14 protein-coding genes are annotated in these 17243 nt (G+C 48.6%); 13 read left to right on the forward strand and 1 reads right to left on the reverse strand.

The genetic code is table 11. The features are described from left to right. Positions 1–92: 92 nt before the first annotated feature. The 13 genes from B0475_RS08710 to B0475_RS08770 all read left to right on the forward strand — a co-directional run bounded on the left by B0475_RS08710 (position 93) and on the right by B0475_RS08770 (position 16184). Positions 93–3233, forward strand: a complete 3141-nt coding sequence (locus B0475_RS08710; protein WP_077411423.1) for an efflux RND transporter permease subunit — start codon at positions 93–95, stop codon at positions 3231–3233. Further along, complete coding sequence (locus B0475_RS08715; RefSeq protein ID WP_157892823.1) at positions 3230–4273, forward strand: efflux RND transporter periplasmic adaptor subunit; 1044 nt, start codon at positions 3230–3232, stop codon at positions 4271–4273. Before B0475_RS08710 ends, B0475_RS08715 begins: the two co-directional genes overlap by 4 nt. A gap of 117 nt (positions 4274–4390) precedes the next feature. Continuing rightward, complete coding sequence (locus B0475_RS08720; RefSeq protein ID WP_077411425.1) at positions 4391–4930, forward strand: Reeler domain-containing protein; 540 nt, start codon at positions 4391–4393, stop codon at positions 4928–4930. A 199-nt stretch (positions 4931–5129) separates the two neighbouring features. Then, positions 5130–5549 (forward strand): SUF system Fe-S cluster assembly regulator, encoded by a 420-nt coding sequence (locus B0475_RS08725; RefSeq protein ID WP_198538177.1) that lies wholly within the window; start codon positions 5130–5132, stop codon positions 5547–5549. Next, positions 5546–7015: a Fe-S cluster assembly protein SufB gene (gene sufB / locus B0475_RS08730; RefSeq protein ID WP_077411427.1), complete on the forward strand. Its 1470-nt coding sequence runs from the start codon at positions 5546–5548 to the stop codon at positions 7013–7015. The genes B0475_RS08725 and sufB overlap by 4 nt, the downstream gene beginning before the upstream one ends. Then, positions 7015–7755 (forward strand): Fe-S cluster assembly ATPase SufC, encoded by a 741-nt coding sequence (gene sufC / locus B0475_RS08735; RefSeq protein WP_077411428.1) that lies wholly within the window; start codon positions 7015–7017, stop codon positions 7753–7755. Before sufB ends, sufC begins: the two co-directional genes overlap by 1 nt. Further along, positions 7736–8887 (forward strand): SufD family Fe-S cluster assembly protein, encoded by a 1152-nt coding sequence (locus tag B0475_RS08740; protein ID WP_157892824.1) that lies wholly within the window; start codon positions 7736–7738, stop codon positions 8885–8887. Before sufC ends, B0475_RS08740 begins: the two co-directional genes overlap by 20 nt. Further along, positions 8881–10083: an aminotransferase class V-fold PLP-dependent enzyme gene (locus B0475_RS08745; RefSeq protein ID WP_077411430.1), complete on the forward strand. Its 1203-nt coding sequence runs from the start codon at positions 8881–8883 to the stop codon at positions 10081–10083. Before B0475_RS08740 ends, B0475_RS08745 begins: the two co-directional genes overlap by 7 nt. Position 10084: 1 nt before the next feature. Then, on the forward strand, positions 10085–10534 hold the full coding sequence (sufU, locus tag B0475_RS08750) for a Fe-S cluster assembly sulfur transfer protein SufU (RefSeq protein ID WP_077411431.1): 450 nt from the start codon (positions 10085–10087) through the stop codon (positions 10532–10534). A 5-nt stretch (positions 10535–10539) separates the two neighbouring features. Further along, positions 10540–11385: a BPSS1780 family membrane protein gene (locus B0475_RS08755; RefSeq protein WP_077411432.1), complete on the forward strand. Its 846-nt coding sequence runs from the start codon at positions 10540–10542 to the stop codon at positions 11383–11385. Continuing rightward, the gene (locus B0475_RS08760) at positions 11357–11917 is read left to right on the forward strand and encodes a thioredoxin family protein (RefSeq protein ID WP_077411433.1); all 561 of its coding nucleotides are present in this window, start codon (positions 11357–11359) and stop codon (positions 11915–11917) included. The genes B0475_RS08755 and B0475_RS08760 overlap by 29 nt, the downstream gene beginning before the upstream one ends. A gap of 9 nt (positions 11918–11926) precedes the next feature. Further along, positions 11927–13810: a DNA topoisomerase IV subunit B gene (gene parE / locus B0475_RS08765; protein WP_077411434.1), complete on the forward strand. Its 1884-nt coding sequence runs from the start codon at positions 11927–11929 to the stop codon at positions 13808–13810. Between the two features lie 190 nt (positions 13811–14000). After that, entirely contained in the window at positions 14001–16184 is a 2184-nt protein-coding gene (locus B0475_RS08770) for a putative bifunctional diguanylate cyclase/phosphodiesterase (RefSeq protein WP_077411435.1), read from the forward strand. A 6-nt stretch (positions 16185–16190) separates the two neighbouring features. Here B0475_RS08770 and B0475_RS08775 read toward each other — a convergent pair whose 3' ends face one another. Then, positions 16191–17240 (reverse strand): threonine aldolase family protein, encoded by a 1050-nt coding sequence (locus B0475_RS08775; RefSeq protein ID WP_077411436.1) that lies wholly within the window; start codon positions 17238–17240, stop codon positions 16191–16193. Between the last annotated feature and the right edge of the window lie 3 nt (positions 17241–17243).

Below are 17243 nucleotides of genomic sequence, written 5' to 3' on the forward strand. Positions count from 1 at the left end.
ATGACCTACAGTGCTTTTCGTAATTTGGGTCTAATGGCACATTGAAGGTGGGCAGGGGGTTGTTAAACTGGCGTGAAAATAACAGGTGTGTCATGAACTTAACCCAAAGCAGCATTAAAAATCCAGCCAGTATAGCAGTGATCCTGGCACTGATAACCCTGTTTGGTTATCTGGCCATCAAAGACCGTCCGATACAACTCTTACCCAACCTTTCACAACCTCAGATATCCATTTTTAATAATTGGCGGGCCGCTGCACCAGCTGAGATGGAGTCTAATATCATTGAGCCACAGGAAACAATTCTCAGACGGACCCCCGGACTGACAGAAATCACCAGTAACATCAATCGCGGATTCACCAACACCACCCTGACATTTGAGCAGGATACGGACATGCAACAGGCGTTCATCAATGTCATCAACAACCTCAACCAGGCGCCGCCCTTACCGGTGGATGCTGGTGAGCCATTTGTTGCTGTTGGCGGACAAGGCCAACCCAATGTGGCTTCGATTCAGGTGTATACCCAGAAAGACAACACCGATGCTGATTACACTTCAGCTGAATATGAACATGTGTTTGATGAAGTGATTGAGCCAAGGCTGGCCAGAATCCCTGGTGTCAGCCGGGTCAATATGAACTCCCGCAGACCGCTTGAAGTGAGGATCAATTTTGACCCTTATCAGGCCGCTGCACTGGGTGTGCCGATTGCCAGTGTGTCTCAGTCCATCGCTGCGGCCACAGACGTGTCAGCTGGTTTTGCTGATGTCGGCCGACGTCAATATACTGTGCGTTTTCTGGGTCAGCATGATCTTGATCAACTCAATAACATGATTGTCGCCTGGGTGGATGACAGGCCTGTGCAGTTGAGTGAAATAGCCAGCGTTGATAAAGTTCCGGTTGATGGATTTGGGGTGAATAAACGCAATGGTTACCCCTCATATTACATCACCCTGCAAAGCGGTTCAGATTCCAACACTGTGGCCATACTTGATGAAGTGAATCTGGCCATTGATGAGTTGAATGCCGGACCACTGGATGATGCCGGTTTGATCATTGAGTTGAGTTATGATGCGTCGGTTTACATCAGAAGGGCGATTGATCTGGTGAAAAACAACCTGGGGTTGGGGGTATTGTTGTCGATCGGTACTTTGTTCTTTTTTCTCCGGGACCGCCGTTCAACATTAATCATTGCCACTTCGATCCCTGTTTCATTGTTGGTGGCATTTATGGCACTGAAGGTGTTTGATCTGTCGCTGAATGTCATTTCATTGGCGGGGCTGGCATTTGCTGTCGGGCTGATCCTCGATGCGGCCATCATCGTGCAGGAAAACATCGTTCGCTACCGGCAGGATGGCATGCCACTGTCAGCAGCGGTGGTGAAGGGGGCCAGTCAGGTGCAGGGGGCATTATTTGCGTCCACCGTCACCACCATCGCCATCTTTTTGCCAATCTTGTTTCTGGAGGGAATGGAAGGACAGATGTTTTCAGACCTGGCGATCACTTTGTCAGTCAGTGTTGTGGCCTCGCTGCTGGCAGCGATCACCATCATTCCGGTGGCCAGTCGCCTGTGGTTAAAACCGTCTGCCAAAGCCGATCCTCATCAGCATTGGTGGGACAACATCACCCGCTGGGTCATGCAATTGACCAGCAGCAGCCGTAAACGTCATGCCTGGATCATTGGTTTATTGAGCATGTCCATGCTGATTGTGGTAGGGCTGATGCCCAAGGCGGATTTTCTGCCACCAGCCAAAGCGGATGCCGTACAGGTGTTTTTCAATGCCCCTCCCGGGGTGACCACCGAGGTGTATGAAAATGAGATTGGCCGGATCATTGTTGATCGCCTCAGGCCCCACATGGATCATCAGCAGGAACCGTTCATTAAAGGCTATAACCTGTCAATGTTTGGTACCAACAGCATCCTTTATTTATACCCGCTTAATCCGGAAGACACTGAATTGTTTGTTGAGATGCTCAGTGGTGATATGCTTAAAGGCATCCCGGACACCACCGCTTACCCCAGCCGAGCCTCGTTGCTGGGGGTGGGTAACAATGGTGGGCGTTCAATCACAGTGAATTTGCAAGGCGCTGATTTATCCGGTCTGATGCAGGCAGCCAGACAAAGTATGCCGGTGATACAACAGGCACTTCCCGGAGCCATGGTCAGGCCGTTGTCAGGTTTATCGCTGTCAGAACCTGAGCTGCAGATCATTCCCAACGAGCACCGGATTAATGAAGTGGGTTTGACTTCCAGGGCCTTGGCCAGTGCCATCAGGGCTTTCACAGGTGGCTTGTTTGTCGGTGAATATTTTGATGGTAACAACCGTTACAACATGATTCTGCGCTCAGATGGCTGGAGCAATCCGGACCAACTGGCAGCCATGCCGATTGCCACGCCGTTGGCTGGAGCTCAAACGATTGGTTCGTTGGCGACAATCCAGCGTACCGTCGGGCCCAGCAGAATTCAAAGGGTAGACGGCCAAAAGACCATCAGTTTGCAGGTGTTGCCGGCAGCTGCCATGACGGTTGAGGAAGCCCTTGATCAATTGCGGGATGTGGCAGGTCCTCAGATCAGGACCTTGTTACCTGATGGCGCTGCCATCCAGTACAAAGGCAGCGCAGATCGCCTGGAGTCGGCATTGGGTGACATGCTGAATAATTTTATGCTGGCTATACTGATCTTGTTCCTGATGATGGCGGCCATCTTTAAATCGATGAAGGATTCACTGCTGGTGTTGGCGGTGATGCCTCTGGCACTGGCTGGTGGATTGCTGGCGCTGAAACTGCTGAACCTGGTGTCATATCAATCATTGGACATGCTGACCATGATTGGTTTCATCATTCTATTGGGCCTGGTGGTCAACAACGCCATTTTGCTGGTCAGTCAGACTCGGGAAGCCGAGTCAGGCGGGCTGAGCCGTGTGGCAGCGGTGAATCAGGCCGTGCGGGTTCGTGCCAGACCAGTATACATGTCAACGCTGACCAGTATTTTTGGTATGTTGCCTTTGCTGATGATTCCCGGTGTTGGCTCGGATATCTACCGGGGGCTGGCCACGGTAATCATTGGCGGCATGATTTTCAGTTTATTATTCACCCTGGTGCTGATGCCGGGGCTGCTGCAGCTTGGGCAACCGGGGGACTGGGTTCATCGCCTGAACCAATGGTTGACCAGAAACCAACAATCAACAACTGCCGATGGCGAGCATGTCGCCGGCAACCAAGGAGTCAAAACATGAAAAACACACTCTTCCCCCTTTTGCTGATGGTTTGCTCGGCGCTGTCTGCGCAACCTCAAAGCACGCCACCGGCGATTCCAGTCATCACAGATGTGGTTAAGCAAACCGAAGTGGTGCCGACCATGCCGGTCACCGGGCATGTGTACAGCGTCAATGACATTCAACTCACCGCCGCCATCTCCGGGCAATTGGCGTATGTGGCAGCGCCTGGAACACAACTCAAGACTGGCGATGTGGTGGTGCGTATGGATACCACAGCACTGCAGCTGCAACAAGCAGAACAACTGGCCCTGACACAGCGGGCTCAGGCTCAATTGAGCTATTTGGAAACCAATCTGAAAAGGCAACAGGACCTGGTCAAAGCCAGTTCTGTTTCTGCCAATACCGTTGAGCAAACGGCTTCACAACGTGATGTGGCTGCCAGTGATCTGAAGGTGGCTCAATTACGCCTGGCACTTATCGAAGACCAGTTGCAACGTGCGGTGATCTCCGCGCCATTTGACGGGGTGGTTTCAAGCCGCAATCGCCGGGAAGGAGAAACCGTGTCAGCAGGAACCGTATTGGCTGGTATCACCGATTTGCAAAACCTCGAAATCAGGGCGCAAGTCCCCTTGCGTTACGCGGCTTTCATCCGGCAGGGCCAGCCCCTTGATATGTTTGCCTATGGCATATCTCAGCAGGGACGAGTTAAGTCCATGGTTCCCGGCGGCAGCAACCTCAGTCAAAGTCATGAATTGCGCCTGGCATTTGAGAACATCCATGGCCTGAGCATGGGGCAACTGGTCAGTGTCTCAGTACCCATGTATCGGCCACGTCAGTCACTTGTGGTCAATCAGGATGCCCTGGTGCTCAGGGAAAATGGCACTTTTGTGTTTAAAGTAAGTGCAGACAATACCGTGGAGCAGGTGGCCATCAAAGCCCATGAAAATGTGGGAGAAATGATTGCCATTGAAGCAGAGCTGGAAGCTGGTGATCAGGTCGTCATTCGCGGTGCAGACAGTTTGCAGCCCGGCGCCAATGTGGAAATCAAAGCGGGTTAAATCCTGACAAACAGTGCCTGAGCTACCAGTAAGAGAAGTGTTTTGTGAAGCAATTGACAGTTTTTCCTGGCCGATGATTTAAACTGAAGTTTTATTCATCATTGAGGAGTTAGGTTCATGCGCGTTGTGGTATTTATATTGGTGGCAGGCTGTACCGGTCAGGTCTGGGGCTTTGGAACAGGTGCTGGAACCTGTGATGTGGTGGCTGATTTCTCCACCATCACGGCAATGGGCAGTCGAAACAGAAATCAGCACACAGGACCGTTCACATTGGTGGCCGATACAGCGTTTTATAACAGCACTGATTTCGTTGAAATCACCCTGTCAGGAGCACCTTTTACCGGGATAGTGATTTCAGTGGTTGATGAAAACGGTTCCAAGGTAGGGACGTTTGATTTCAACAGTGAAACCCAGGTTCAGGAATGTGATGGCAATGCCATGGCGGTCACCCACACCAGCACCCATGGCAGTGTGTCCAATCGTTCGATGTTTTGGATTCCACCTGCTGAGCCGGTGGGCACTGTCTATGTACTGGCTTATGTCCTTTCTGGTCAGCGGGGAGATCAGGGCAGCCAGCAATTTTATCGATTTGTGCGTGATGACCTGTCTGCGGTGGTCATCCAAAGTGAGGTGATTTTTGCTGCTGGTTTTGACTGAAACAGAACCCCGGTTACGGCGAGAACAGGTGTAACTACAGTTTGTTGCCGGTTGTTCACTGAGTTGCGAACCTGTTCATCCAGTCGGGTTTTGTTGTGTTAAAGCGCTGAATCTGTCATTTAATCTTCAAATCAGATGAATCGCACTTGAAACAGTACTGATTTAGTACTATTTCTGTTATCATACGCGCATGATCAAGATGTCCAAACTCACAGAGTATGCCTTCATGGTGATTATGGCTTTGAAAGAGTCATCTTCGCCTGCGTCTGCGGATCACCTAGCAGGATTAACTGGCCTGGAAACCCCGACGGTGAGCAAGGTGCTGAAAAAGCTGAAAAAAGCGGGTTTGTTGAATTCCAAAAGAGGAGCCTTGGGTGGCTATTTTTTGGTCAGAAGCCAACAGGACATCAGCCTCAATGAAGTGATAGTGGCCATGGAAGGTGGGCTGTCTCTGACTGAGTGTGCCGATGATGATGATGCCTGCCATCTGACCCGCAGCTGCCTGATGAGTGCCGGAATGAAACGGGTCAATCAGGTCATACTCGATGCCTTACAAAGTGTCACGGTAAGTGACATTCTGGAAGAACCCAAAAAACTGAATTTACAGATAAAACCATGAAACAAAAGCTGGAAATCAAAGAAGACAATGCGGTCGTCAAAGCCCGCGCCAAGCAAAAGTACAAAGAAGGCTTTGTCACAGACATCGAGTCCTTCACCATCCCGCCCGGTTTGGATGAAAACACCATCCGCCTGATCTCGGAGAAAAAAGATGAGCCACAATGGCTGTTGGATTATCGTTTGGATGCATTTGCCAAATGGCAAAAGATGACACAGCCTGACTGGGCAAAACTGAACATTCCGGAGATTGATTTTCAGGCCATTTCTTACTATTCATCGCCGAATGCCAACAAAGAAAATGCCCCCAAATCACTGGATGAAGTTGACCCTAAATTACTGGAAACTTATGACAAACTGGGGGTGCCTTTGCACGAACGTGAACGTTTGGCTGGTGTGGCTGTTGATGCGGTTTTTGATTCAGTGTCAGTAGGTACCACATTCAAAGCTGAACTGGAAAAAGCCGGGGTGATATTCAGCTCCTTTTCAGAAGCTGTTCATGACCACCCTGAATTGGTGAAAAAATACCTGGGTTCAGTGGTGCCATCCAGTGACAATTATTTTGCTGCTCTGAATGCTGCGGTGTTCAGTGACGGCTCATTTGTCTACATTCCTGAAGGTGTCAGGTGTCCGATGGAATTGTCCACATACTTTCGAATCAACGCGATCAATACCGGTCAGTTTGAACGCACCCTGATCGTGGCCGAAGCCGGATCTTATGTCAGCTACCTGGAAGGTTGCACTGCACCGATGCGTGATGAAAATCAATTACATGCGGCGGTGGTTGAGTTGGTGGCCATGGATGATGCCAAAATCAAGTATTCCACCGTACAAAACTGGTACCCTGGTGATGAAGATGGCAAAGGCGGTATTTACAATTTTGTGACCAAAAGGGGTAACTGTTTGGGCAAAAACTCAAAGATCAGCTGGACACAAGTGGAAACCGGTTCAGCCATCACCTGGAAATATCCCAGTTGTGTGCTGCGTGGTGATCACTCCAGTGGTGAGTTTTATTCTGTGGCCCTGACCAATAATCATCAGCAAGCCGATACCGGTACCAAGATGATTCACCTGGGCAAAAACACCAAAAGCACGGTGATTTCTAAAGGCATATCTGTTGGCAAAAGTCAGAATGCTTATCGGGGAATGGTGCGGGTGGCCAAAAAAGCCGACCACGCAAGGAATTTCACTCAATGTGATTCATTGCTGATTGGTAAATCCTGTGGCGCACATACCTTTCCATACACTGAGTCTGCCAACATGACCGCCAAGCTGGAGCATGAGGCCACCACTTCAAAAATTTCAGAAGACCAGTTGAATTATTGTTTGCAGCGGGGCATCACAGAAGAAGATGCCATCTCATTGATTGTGGATGGATTTTGCAAAGAAGTATTCAAAGAATTACCCATGGAGTTTGCTGTTGAGGCAAAAGCCTTGTTAGATATCTCACTTGAAGGAGCGATCGGTTGATGTTGACCATTAAAGACATTTACGCCAAAGCAGGCGACAAAGACATTTTGAAAGGACTGAACCTGGAAGTTAAACCCGGTGAAGTGCATGCCATCATGGGCCCCAATGGTGCAGGCAAGAGTACCCTTGGTAACCTGCTGGCAGGTATGCCCTACGTGGAGCCACAAAGTGGCTCGGTTGAGTTCCTGGGCAAGGATCTGTTGGCGTTGGACCCTGAGGAGCGTGCAGCTGAAGGCGTATTTCTGGCCTTCCAGTATCCAGTGGAGATTCCAGGTGTCAACAACATGTACTTCTTGCGCACAGCTCTGAATGCCCAACGCAAATACCGGGGTGAGGAGCCTGTTGACTCTGCTCAGTTTCTGCGCATGGTAAAACAGAAAATAAAGGCCATGAACATGCGCGACGATTTGCTGAAAAGACCGGTTAATGTGGGCTTCTCCGGTGGTGAAAAGAAACGCAATGAAGTTTTTCAGATGGGTGTTCTCGAACCCCGGCTGGCGATACTTGATGAAACAGATTCCGGCTTGGACATTGATGCGCTGAAAATAGTCGCAGATGGTGTTAATCAATTGCGTTCTGCAGATCGTTCATTCATCATCATCACTCACTACCAAAGATTGCTGGACTACATAGAGCCTGATTTTGTTCATGTCCTGGCAGACGGTAAGATTGTTAAATCCGGCAGTAAAAAGCTGGCCCTGGAACTGGAAGAGCAAGGTTATGGCTGGCTTAATCAATAATTGGTTGTCGGCTGCTGAACAGCTGACCGTGAACGAAGCTCAACCAGCTTGGCTCAAAGCACAGCGTGAGCGAGCTGGTATGCAATTAAAGTCATACCAGGATCCCAGCCGTAAACTGGAATACTGGCGGTATGCAGATGCCGGCAGATTGGCTGAGGAAAAGTCGTCCAGTGGGCAATTAAAAGACCTGGGTGAGGTGCCGCAATGGGTGATTACCATCAGTGAACATGGCTACAACTTGTCAGAAAACTGGCCAGCTCACCTGCAGGTTTCAAGCATCATGGATGCCAAACCTGAGCAACTCAAAGACCTCGACTTTGACCAGGAAACCGCTGCCAATCTGAGCAACACTTTGTTGTACAGCCAGGGCGTCGGTTTGATCGCCGCTCCTTCAGAGGACAGTGGTCAGGTGGTGGTTATCTATGATTTTGCCGAAGCCGGAAAATGGCATTATGTGCGTAATCAGTTTGTTTTGTCTGCCAACAGCGGCATCACGGTTCATGAGCAATTGTCATCGGGCAGGATCAATGTGGTCAATGTATTTGATGTCAACAGCAAGGCTCGTTTGAACCGCCTGCAACACATCAACCTCAATGAACAGGGAGCCATGGTTGGCTTCACCTGTTATGAGCTGGCAGAGGGCGCAGAAGTGATCAGCATGAACTGGCATCAGGGAGGTTCGCTGCAGCATCACATCCAACAAGTGAATTTCAATCAGTCTGAATCTCTTTTTAAATCGGGATCGATAAATAAATCATTTGACAACAATAATATAACCGATATTGTTAATGTAAATCATCATCATAAAAACAACCGATCTGAAGTCACACACCGTTCCATGGCCAAAGACCGGTCGCAAATTTTTAACAATGCCAAAGCCCTGGTGGCGCCGGGAGCGGATCAGTCTGAAATTGAACAGGATTTGAAAAACATCCTGTTATCAGAAGACGCCAAAATTTTCAGTAAGCCTGAACTTGAAGTCTATGCCGATGAAGTGATCGCAGCACATGGTTCAACCATCGGCGCTTTGGATGAACAATCCTTGTTTTATTTACAGTCACGTGGCATACCAGTGGCCGAAGCCAGAGACATCATGATCGAATCATTTGAACAGGAGGCCATCATATGTTGAGGGAACAATTTCCAGGATTGCAGCAAACCGTTCATGGCAAACCACTGGTTTATCTGGACAATGCCGCCACTGCACAACGACCTCAGCGGGTATTGGATGCCATCATGGATTACTACCTGCACCACAACGCCAACATCCACCGCGGTGTTCACAGTTTGAGTGAGTCAGCCACAGCGTTGTATGAACAAGCCCGGCAATCACTGGCCAGGTTGTTGAATGCGCCATCTGATAAAAACCTGATATTCGTCAGGGGATGTACCGAAGGTGTTAATCTGGTGGCTCAGACATTTGTTCGCAGTCGCATTCAGGCTGGAGACGAGATCCTGATTTCACATCTGGAACATCACTCTAACATCGTACCCTGGCAAATCCTCTGCGAACAAACCGGTGCCGTGCTTAAGGTCATACCCATGAATGATCAGGGTGAATTACAACTCGATCAGCTGGATCAGTTGTTGACAGAAAAAACCCGGTTCATGTCAGTGGTTCATGTGTCCAATGCGCTGGGGACCATTAATCCGGTTAAGAAAATGATTGCCATGGCGCATGACAAAGGCGTACCTGTGCTGGTAGACGGTGCCCAGGCAATGCCTCACTTGCCGGTGGATGTACAGGATCTTGATTGTGATTTTTATACCGTTTCAGGCCACAAAATGTATGGACCCACCGGTTCTGGTGTGTTGTTTGGTAAAGCTGAACATCTGGAAGCCATGCCGCCGTATCACGGTGGAGGTGAGATGATCAGTAAAGTCACATTTGAGTCCACGGTCTATAATGCCGTTCCGGCAAAGTTTGAAGCCGGCACCCCTCACATTGCTGGTGGCATCGGTTTGGGTGCGGCTGCCGAATTCATGATGGAGACAGGGATGTCACAGATCGCTGATCGTGACCAGCAACTCAGGATCTATGCTGAGCAGGCCCTCAGTGAAGTGCCAGGATTGAAAATGGTGGGCACTGCGGTTGAAAAGTCACCGGTTTTTTCTTTTAACATTGATGGCATTCATGCGCATGACATTGGCACCATTATTGATCATTGTGGGGTGGCCATTCGGACCGGTCATCATTGCACGATGCCAATATTCCAGTATTTTGGACTGGCTGGCAGTTGCCGGGCTTCACTGGCCTTTTATAACACTGAACAAGAGGTCGATGTTCTGGTAGAATCTCTGCTCAAAGCAAAAGCCATGTTTGAGTAGGATGTCTGATTTAAATAAACTGTATAAAAAAACAGTATTGGAACACAACAGGAACCCCAGAAATTATGGGGTTCCTGAGTCCTGGACGCATCATTCTGAAGGCTTGAATGCAGTTTGTGGTGATTTGGTTCATGTGTATCTGACGATCAGTGAAGACTGTCTGCAAGCGGTTCATTATGCGGGTGAAAGTTGTGCCATATCAATGGCATCGGCTTCGCTGATGACTGAGTTTTCTACTGGTATGTCGGTAGAAACCTGGCAAAAGAAGTTCAAATTGTTCAAGCAATTGATGGATAAAAACAACGACCTGCAAGAAATCGGCGGGCTGGGTGAAATCAATACCCTGTCTACCGTGAAAAAATTCCCCTCCAGAATAAAATCCGCTACCTTATGTTGGTATGCCATGGCTGCGGCCATAGATGGTATACCAAATGCCACCACCGAAAACTGAAAATCATGAATCAATCAGAGCAGTCTGCACATCCACTGAGCATCAATCAACAGACCTTTAACTGGAAAAACGGACGTCAGTGGTTTGATCAGGGGGTGATGACTTTCAAAAAAATCAAATCTTACTGGTATCTTGCTTGCCTTTTGTTGTTGGTAATGGCGACTTTGGTGATGCAGTTTTTACCGGTTTTGGTGTTTGTGGTGATGCTGGTATTTTCGCCCTTGTTGACCGCATTCATCATGGCCCTTTGTCAGCAATCCAAAAATCAACAAGGGGTCAATCTGGCCGCAGCCCGGGCAGATGTGCTGAAGGTTTTTAATCAACTGGTTGTGTTGGGTGTGTTGACGGCATTGCTCAGTGTGCTGTTTCAGTTGATACACAATCAATTGCTGCTGTTGCTGGGATTACCCGTTGAAGTCACTGAACAGATGGTGCAAACCATGCCTGGCAAGGAAGCATTTGTGCGTGTCATGGTGGCTTTGCTGACCAACCTGCCGGTGGCATTGGCAATGGCATTCGCACCGGTTTTGGTGTTGTATCATGCGCAGTTGCCCTGGAAAGCCATGCAGTGGAGTGTGGCTGGTGTATTATCAGCCTGGCGTGCATTTTTGGCCCTGACAGTGATGTTTATTTTAATGACCTTCGCGGTCATCGTGCTGGCCAGTTTAATGATTTCATTGTTGATGATGGTCATGGGCACAGCCAGTGCAATGGTGGTGAATCTGGTGATCATGTTTGCCATGGTGACATTGCTGGGAGTGGGGCTGTGCGCGCAGTACCATGCTTATCTGGATATTTATATTGCCACCAACGAGCCGACTGATGGGACTGAGATATACACCGAAATCTGAACCGTTGCAGGCCCCGGATTTCATTTTGCCTGGTGTCGATGAGCGGTCATGGTCCCTGGCAAATGTGATGGGCAGGAATGGTCTGGTGGTGATGTTCATTTGCAACCATTGTCCATATGTTAAATCTATTATGAAAGCCCTGGTCAGTGATGCCCGTCGGTTACAAAAAATCGGCGTCAATGCGGTGGCCATCATGTCCAATGATGTGGCAGAATACCCGGAAGACTCATTCGATAACATGCGTCGGGTGGCTGACCGTTACCAATTTCCGTTTCCTTACCTGTATGATGAATCCCAACAAATTGCCAGGGCATACGGAGCGGTGTGTACTCCGGACTTTTTTGGTTTGGATGCACATGGTGTTTTGCGATACCGTGGCCGTCTGGATGCGGCGGGCATTCAAGAGTCCAATGATGACTACCGGAGGGATTTGGTGCTGGCCATGAAAGAATGGGTTGAAACTGGTCAAATAACCACTGAGCAGCATCCTTCGATGGGGTGTTCAATTAAGTGGAAGACTGAAACAAACTGAACTGTATTTATGACAAAAACATATCAATCATCTGACATTGAAGTACTTTCCGGCCTGGATCCGGTAAAACGCCGGCCGGGGATGTATACCGAAACTTCAAGGCCCAATCATCTGATTCAGGAAGTGGTCGACAATTCAGTCGATGAAGCCCTGGAAGGTCATGCGGGTAAAATTTCGGTTACTTTACACAAAGATGGCAGCATTGAAGTCGCTGATGACGGTCGCGGAATGCCAGTGGATGTCCATGAAAAACATGGTGTATCCGGTGTTGAGCTGATCCTTTCAAAGCTGCATGCCGGTGGCAAGTTTTCCAACAAAAATTACACTTTTTCTGGTGGCCTTCATGGGGTTGGGGTCTCAGTGGTTAATGCCTTGAGTGAACGACTGGATGTATGGATCAAACGGGATGGCAAAGAGCATCACATTGCTTTTGAGCACGGCCTGAAAGTGTCAGAGCTCAAAGTGGTGGGTCAGGTGGGTCAAAGAAATACCGGAACCCGGGTTCAGTTTACCCCGGCTGCTGAATACTTTGATACCACCAAAGTAGGTGTGAGAAAGCTGAAGCACCTGCTGAAAGCCAAAGCCGTGTTGTGTTCTGGTCTACAGGTCCATTTTAAAAATCTGCTGGATGACAGCGAAGAAAGTTGGCAGTATCAGGATGGTTTGACTGAATACTTACTGGATGCCATCGAGGCAGAGGAGTTGATCCCTGCCGAAGGTTTTGTGGGTGAACACAAGGATGATGAGTTCAATGTCGACTGGGCACTTACCTGGATTCCGCAAGGCGAACTGATCACTGAAAGTTACGTTAATTTAATTCCCACCGCACAGGGTGGTACACACGTTAATGGCTTGCGCACGGGCCTGACCGAGGCCATCAGGGATTTTGCCGAGAGCCATAACCTGTTGCCACGTGGGCTAAAGCTTTCTCCGGACGATGTTTGGGACCGGGTCAGTTACGTGTTGTCAGCCAAGATGAAAGACCCCCAGTTTTCCGGCCAAACCAAAGAACGATTGTCATCCAGGTCAATCGCTTCTTATGTAGCCAATACGGTCAAAGACGCACTGATTCTGTGGATGAATCAAAATGTAGATACGGGTGAAAAAATCGCCATGCTGGCGATTCAGCATGCTCAGAACCGCATGCGCAAAGCCAAGCAAGTGGTGCGGAAAAAAGTCACAGCAGGCCCTGCGCTTCCGGGAAAATTGGCAGATTGCAGTTCTCAGGACCCCATGCAGGGTGAGTTGTTTCTGGTTGAGGGTGACTCAGCTGGGGGTTCAGCAAAGCAGGCGAGGGATCGGGAGTTTCAGGCCATCATGCCATTGCGGGGAAAAATCCTCAATTCTTGGGAGGTGGAGTCTACTCAGGTTATGGCTTCTCAGGAAGTTCACGACTTGGCAGTCGCCATGGGGGTCGATCCGGGCAGTACAGATTTATCAGGGCTGCGTTATGGTAAAATCATCATTCTGGCTGATGCCGATTCAGACGGTTTGCACATTGCAACTTTGTTATGTGCCTTGTTTTTGCGACATTTTGAACCAGCTGTAAGAGCCGGGCACATATTCGTGGCTATGCCACCCTTGTACCGGGTTGATGTCGGCAAACAAAAATTTTATGCAGTGGACGCCAGCGAGCGAGATCAGATATTGCATCGCATAGAACAAGATAAAATCAAAGGAAAAGTCAGCGTCACCCGTTTCAAAGGGTTGGGTGAAATGAATCCATCACAATTGCGCGAAAGTGCCATTGCGCCTGACACCAGACGGTTGATTCAATTGAGTGTTGAAGCCGGGGATAATACCCATAAAATCATGGATATGCTGCTGGCCAAAAAACGGGCTTCAGAACGAAAATCCTGGCTCCAGGAGAAAGGCGATCTGGCGGTTTTGTGACCTTCAAATGATTTGTACTTATTGGGCAGTCATGCTATTCTCTTTACTGAACAATGAGTCTGTCTGTGCGTATGGATGATATGAAGTGCCAATAAGAGCACTTTTTTGTTGCCTTTGTTTTGATTGATTCTGCCGATTGAGCAGGTGAATCATGTGGACAGTTTGGTCTTAATTTGGGATCGGATACAGCTTGTCATATCAGGAATTAACATCTAAAAAAGAATCGTTAACCGCCACCATCACCATTTCATTGATGTTGTTTTTGGCTGCGTTGTTCATTGCCTATTATGTGCATCAGTCACAACAGGCTGTTCTCAGTCAGATTTTAAAAAGTCAGGCAGACAGCACTCAGGACAAATTGCTTAAAAACACCCAGGACCTGATGGCAGACCTTAATGGCATGGCCAAACGGTGGCAAAACAATCAGGGCACATCAGAAGCCAATTGGCGGGCAGATGCCCAGGATTTCATCAACCGGGCCAAAGGCGTAGACACCATTTGGTGGATTGATGAGGGGTTCAGAAACCGCTGGGTCGAGTCTCTACAGTATGATCATTACCGACAGATCAACGAACTGCTGACAACTCAAAAGATGGTCGATCTACTGGTCCGGTCCAAAGAGGCTGGTGCCCCTGAGTTTACGCCTGCTTTTGATCTTGGTGAATATAAAGTGATTTACATCATTCAGCCGATTGGCAGCGGGTCATCTTTTGATGGTTTTCTGGCCATAGAAGTTCATATCGGGGAATTCATAGATGATGTGCTCGGCGATCCTCTGAAGTCAGGTTTCTATACCAAAACTTATTCAAGTACCGATACAGTTTATTCCAATGGTCCTGAACTGGGAGCTTCTTCACATTTGGAATACTTTATGATGAACCTTGATTCCGACGAGGAAGGCTGGGTGTTTAAAGTGTATCCCACTGAAGCATCGCTGGATCTGATCATCTCGCCATTGCCTTACTTCATTGCCATTGCCGGTACCATCATAGCGGCGTTGTTTATGCTCACCTTGATGTCCAAGTTGAAGGCCAACAACCAGTCTTTCGAATTGTCTCGGCAAATCAGTGAACGTGAAAAAGCCCAGTTTGAACTGGAGTATCTGGCCAACCACGATACCCTGACTCATTTGCCTAACCGTCATTACATCACCAATTTCATCAAAAATAAGGTCAAGCAAGGAGCGATCAATGAGCAGCAATTCACCCTGTTGTTCATCGACCTGGATCATTTCAAAGACATCAATGACACCCTGGGTCACGCAGTGGGCGATGAAATGCTGAAAAAATTACCGGTGCTGTTTAACCGGGTGTTCAGGCACGACGATGTGATTGCCCGTATGGGTGGTGATGAGTTTGTGGTCTACCTGCCTGGTAAACTCAGTGTCGATCATGTCACCAAGTTGGTAGAGCGGTTTCTTAAATCCCTGGAGTACCCGATTCGCATCGATGAGCACCAAATTCGTCTGACTGGCAGTGTGGGTGTGGCTTTCTTTCCGCAACACGGTGAAAATGTCATCGAGTTATTGTCACATGCCGATGCCGCACTTTACCGGGCCAAAGCCATGGGCCGGAATACTTATGCGATCTATGATTCAACGCTTGAACAAAAAGCCAAAGATCGGGTTCAGCTGATTTCAAGGTTGCATACCGCCAATGACAATGATGAATTTGACATGTTTTTTCAACCCCGGTATCGCTTGTCTGATGGCAAACTCATCGGTGCCGAGGCATTGCTGCGCTGGCAGCCATCACCTTTTGAGTTGGTTGAGCCAGTTGAGTTCATTGATTTTCTGGAAGAGACCTCGCTGATCATCCCGGTGACCTGGCAAATGTTTGAACGAAGTTGTATTCAATTCAAACCTTTGTTGGAACGAAACAGCGAATTGTTTATGTCGTTCAACATTTCTGCCAAACAACTCGAACACCCTGAATTCATTACCAAACTGCAACAATTGTTGACGCTGACTGAGTTTCCCGCTGAACGACTGGAGCTGGAACTCACCGAGCAGACACTGATCCAGAATGTAGAGAACAGCAGACACATTCTCAGGCAATTGACTGCTCTGGGCATATCTGTGGCCATCGATGATTTTGGTACCGGCTACTCATCCTTGTCATACCTGAAAAACTTTCCGGTCAATGTGTTGAAAATCGATAAATCGTTCATTCATGACATAGATACTGATAAAGATGATTTTGAATTGGTGAAGACCATGATTACCATGGGACGTAACCTCAGAATCACCACCGTTGCCGAAGGAATTGAAAATGAGGAGCAATTGAATTTGCTCAAGCAGGAATCATGCGATCAGGCACAAGGCTTCTATTACAATAAGCCCATGCCCTTTATCGATTTCAAAAAGCTGGTCTGAGATTGGTCAGCCAGTTGATTGCTGGTTTACCCTGAATTGATGAGCTTCGATGGCAGCAATCAACCCTTTGGTATCCCGTTCTCTGGTGGCATGTGAAAATACCAGTCTGATGACGTCATTGTGTCCGGGCCAGACGTGAAATTCAAAACCTTGTTGCTTGAGTTGTTCAATCAATACCACAGGAAGCCGGCAAAACACTTCATTGGCTTCTACCGGGTGTAAGCACTCAACCAGTTGACTGGTTTCCTGGGTAAATAAGCGGGCCTGTTGGTTGGCTTTTTTGGCCAGTTTTAACCACAGGTCGTCTTCCAGGTAACGAACCAGTTGCGCACTGATGAAGCGCATCTTGCTGATCAAATGACCAGACCGTTTGCGCAGGCGTTTGATTTCCCTGATGTACGCGGTGTTGAAGATCAGCAAAGCCTCTGCCATCATGGCCCCGTTTTTTGTGGCTCCAAATGACAACATATCAATACCACTTTGCCATGTCATCTCTGCTGGTGAACAATCCAGAGTGACCAGGGCATTGGCAAACCGTGCACCATCCATGTGTAAAGCCAGGCCATATTTTTCTTTGATTGCTTTGAGTCTTTTGAGTTCTTGCAGGGTGTAAACGGTACCGCTTTCTGTGCATTGTGTGATGCTGATGGTGCAGGGCAAGGATTCATGTTCACCATGTACGCCGGTACCTGCCAAAAACTCATCAAGGTTATCCAGGTCTATTTTCCCGTGCTCACCAGGCATTGGTATCAGCTTGGCACCTCCGGTAAAGAATTCCGGTGCGCCACATTCGTCGCGATTCAAATGTGCATCTTCATGACACAATATGGCTCCATAGGGAGGGCAACTGAGGGTCATGGCAATGGAGTTGGCGGCGGTGCCGGTGGCCAATGGCAGTACTTCACACCAGGTTTCGAACAAGGCCTGACACTGTTCGGTGAACTGTTCGCTGTAGCGGTCATAGCCATAGGATTCTTCACTGCCCTGATTGGCATCAATGATGGCCTGTAAAATGTGTTGATCAATGGGTGCTTCGTTGTCGCTTCTGAAATTCATGGG

Source organism: Marinicella sediminis, assembly GCF_002000055.1.
Taxonomy (GTDB): Bacteria; Pseudomonadota; Gammaproteobacteria; order Xanthomonadales; family Marinicellaceae; genus Marinicella; species Marinicella sediminis.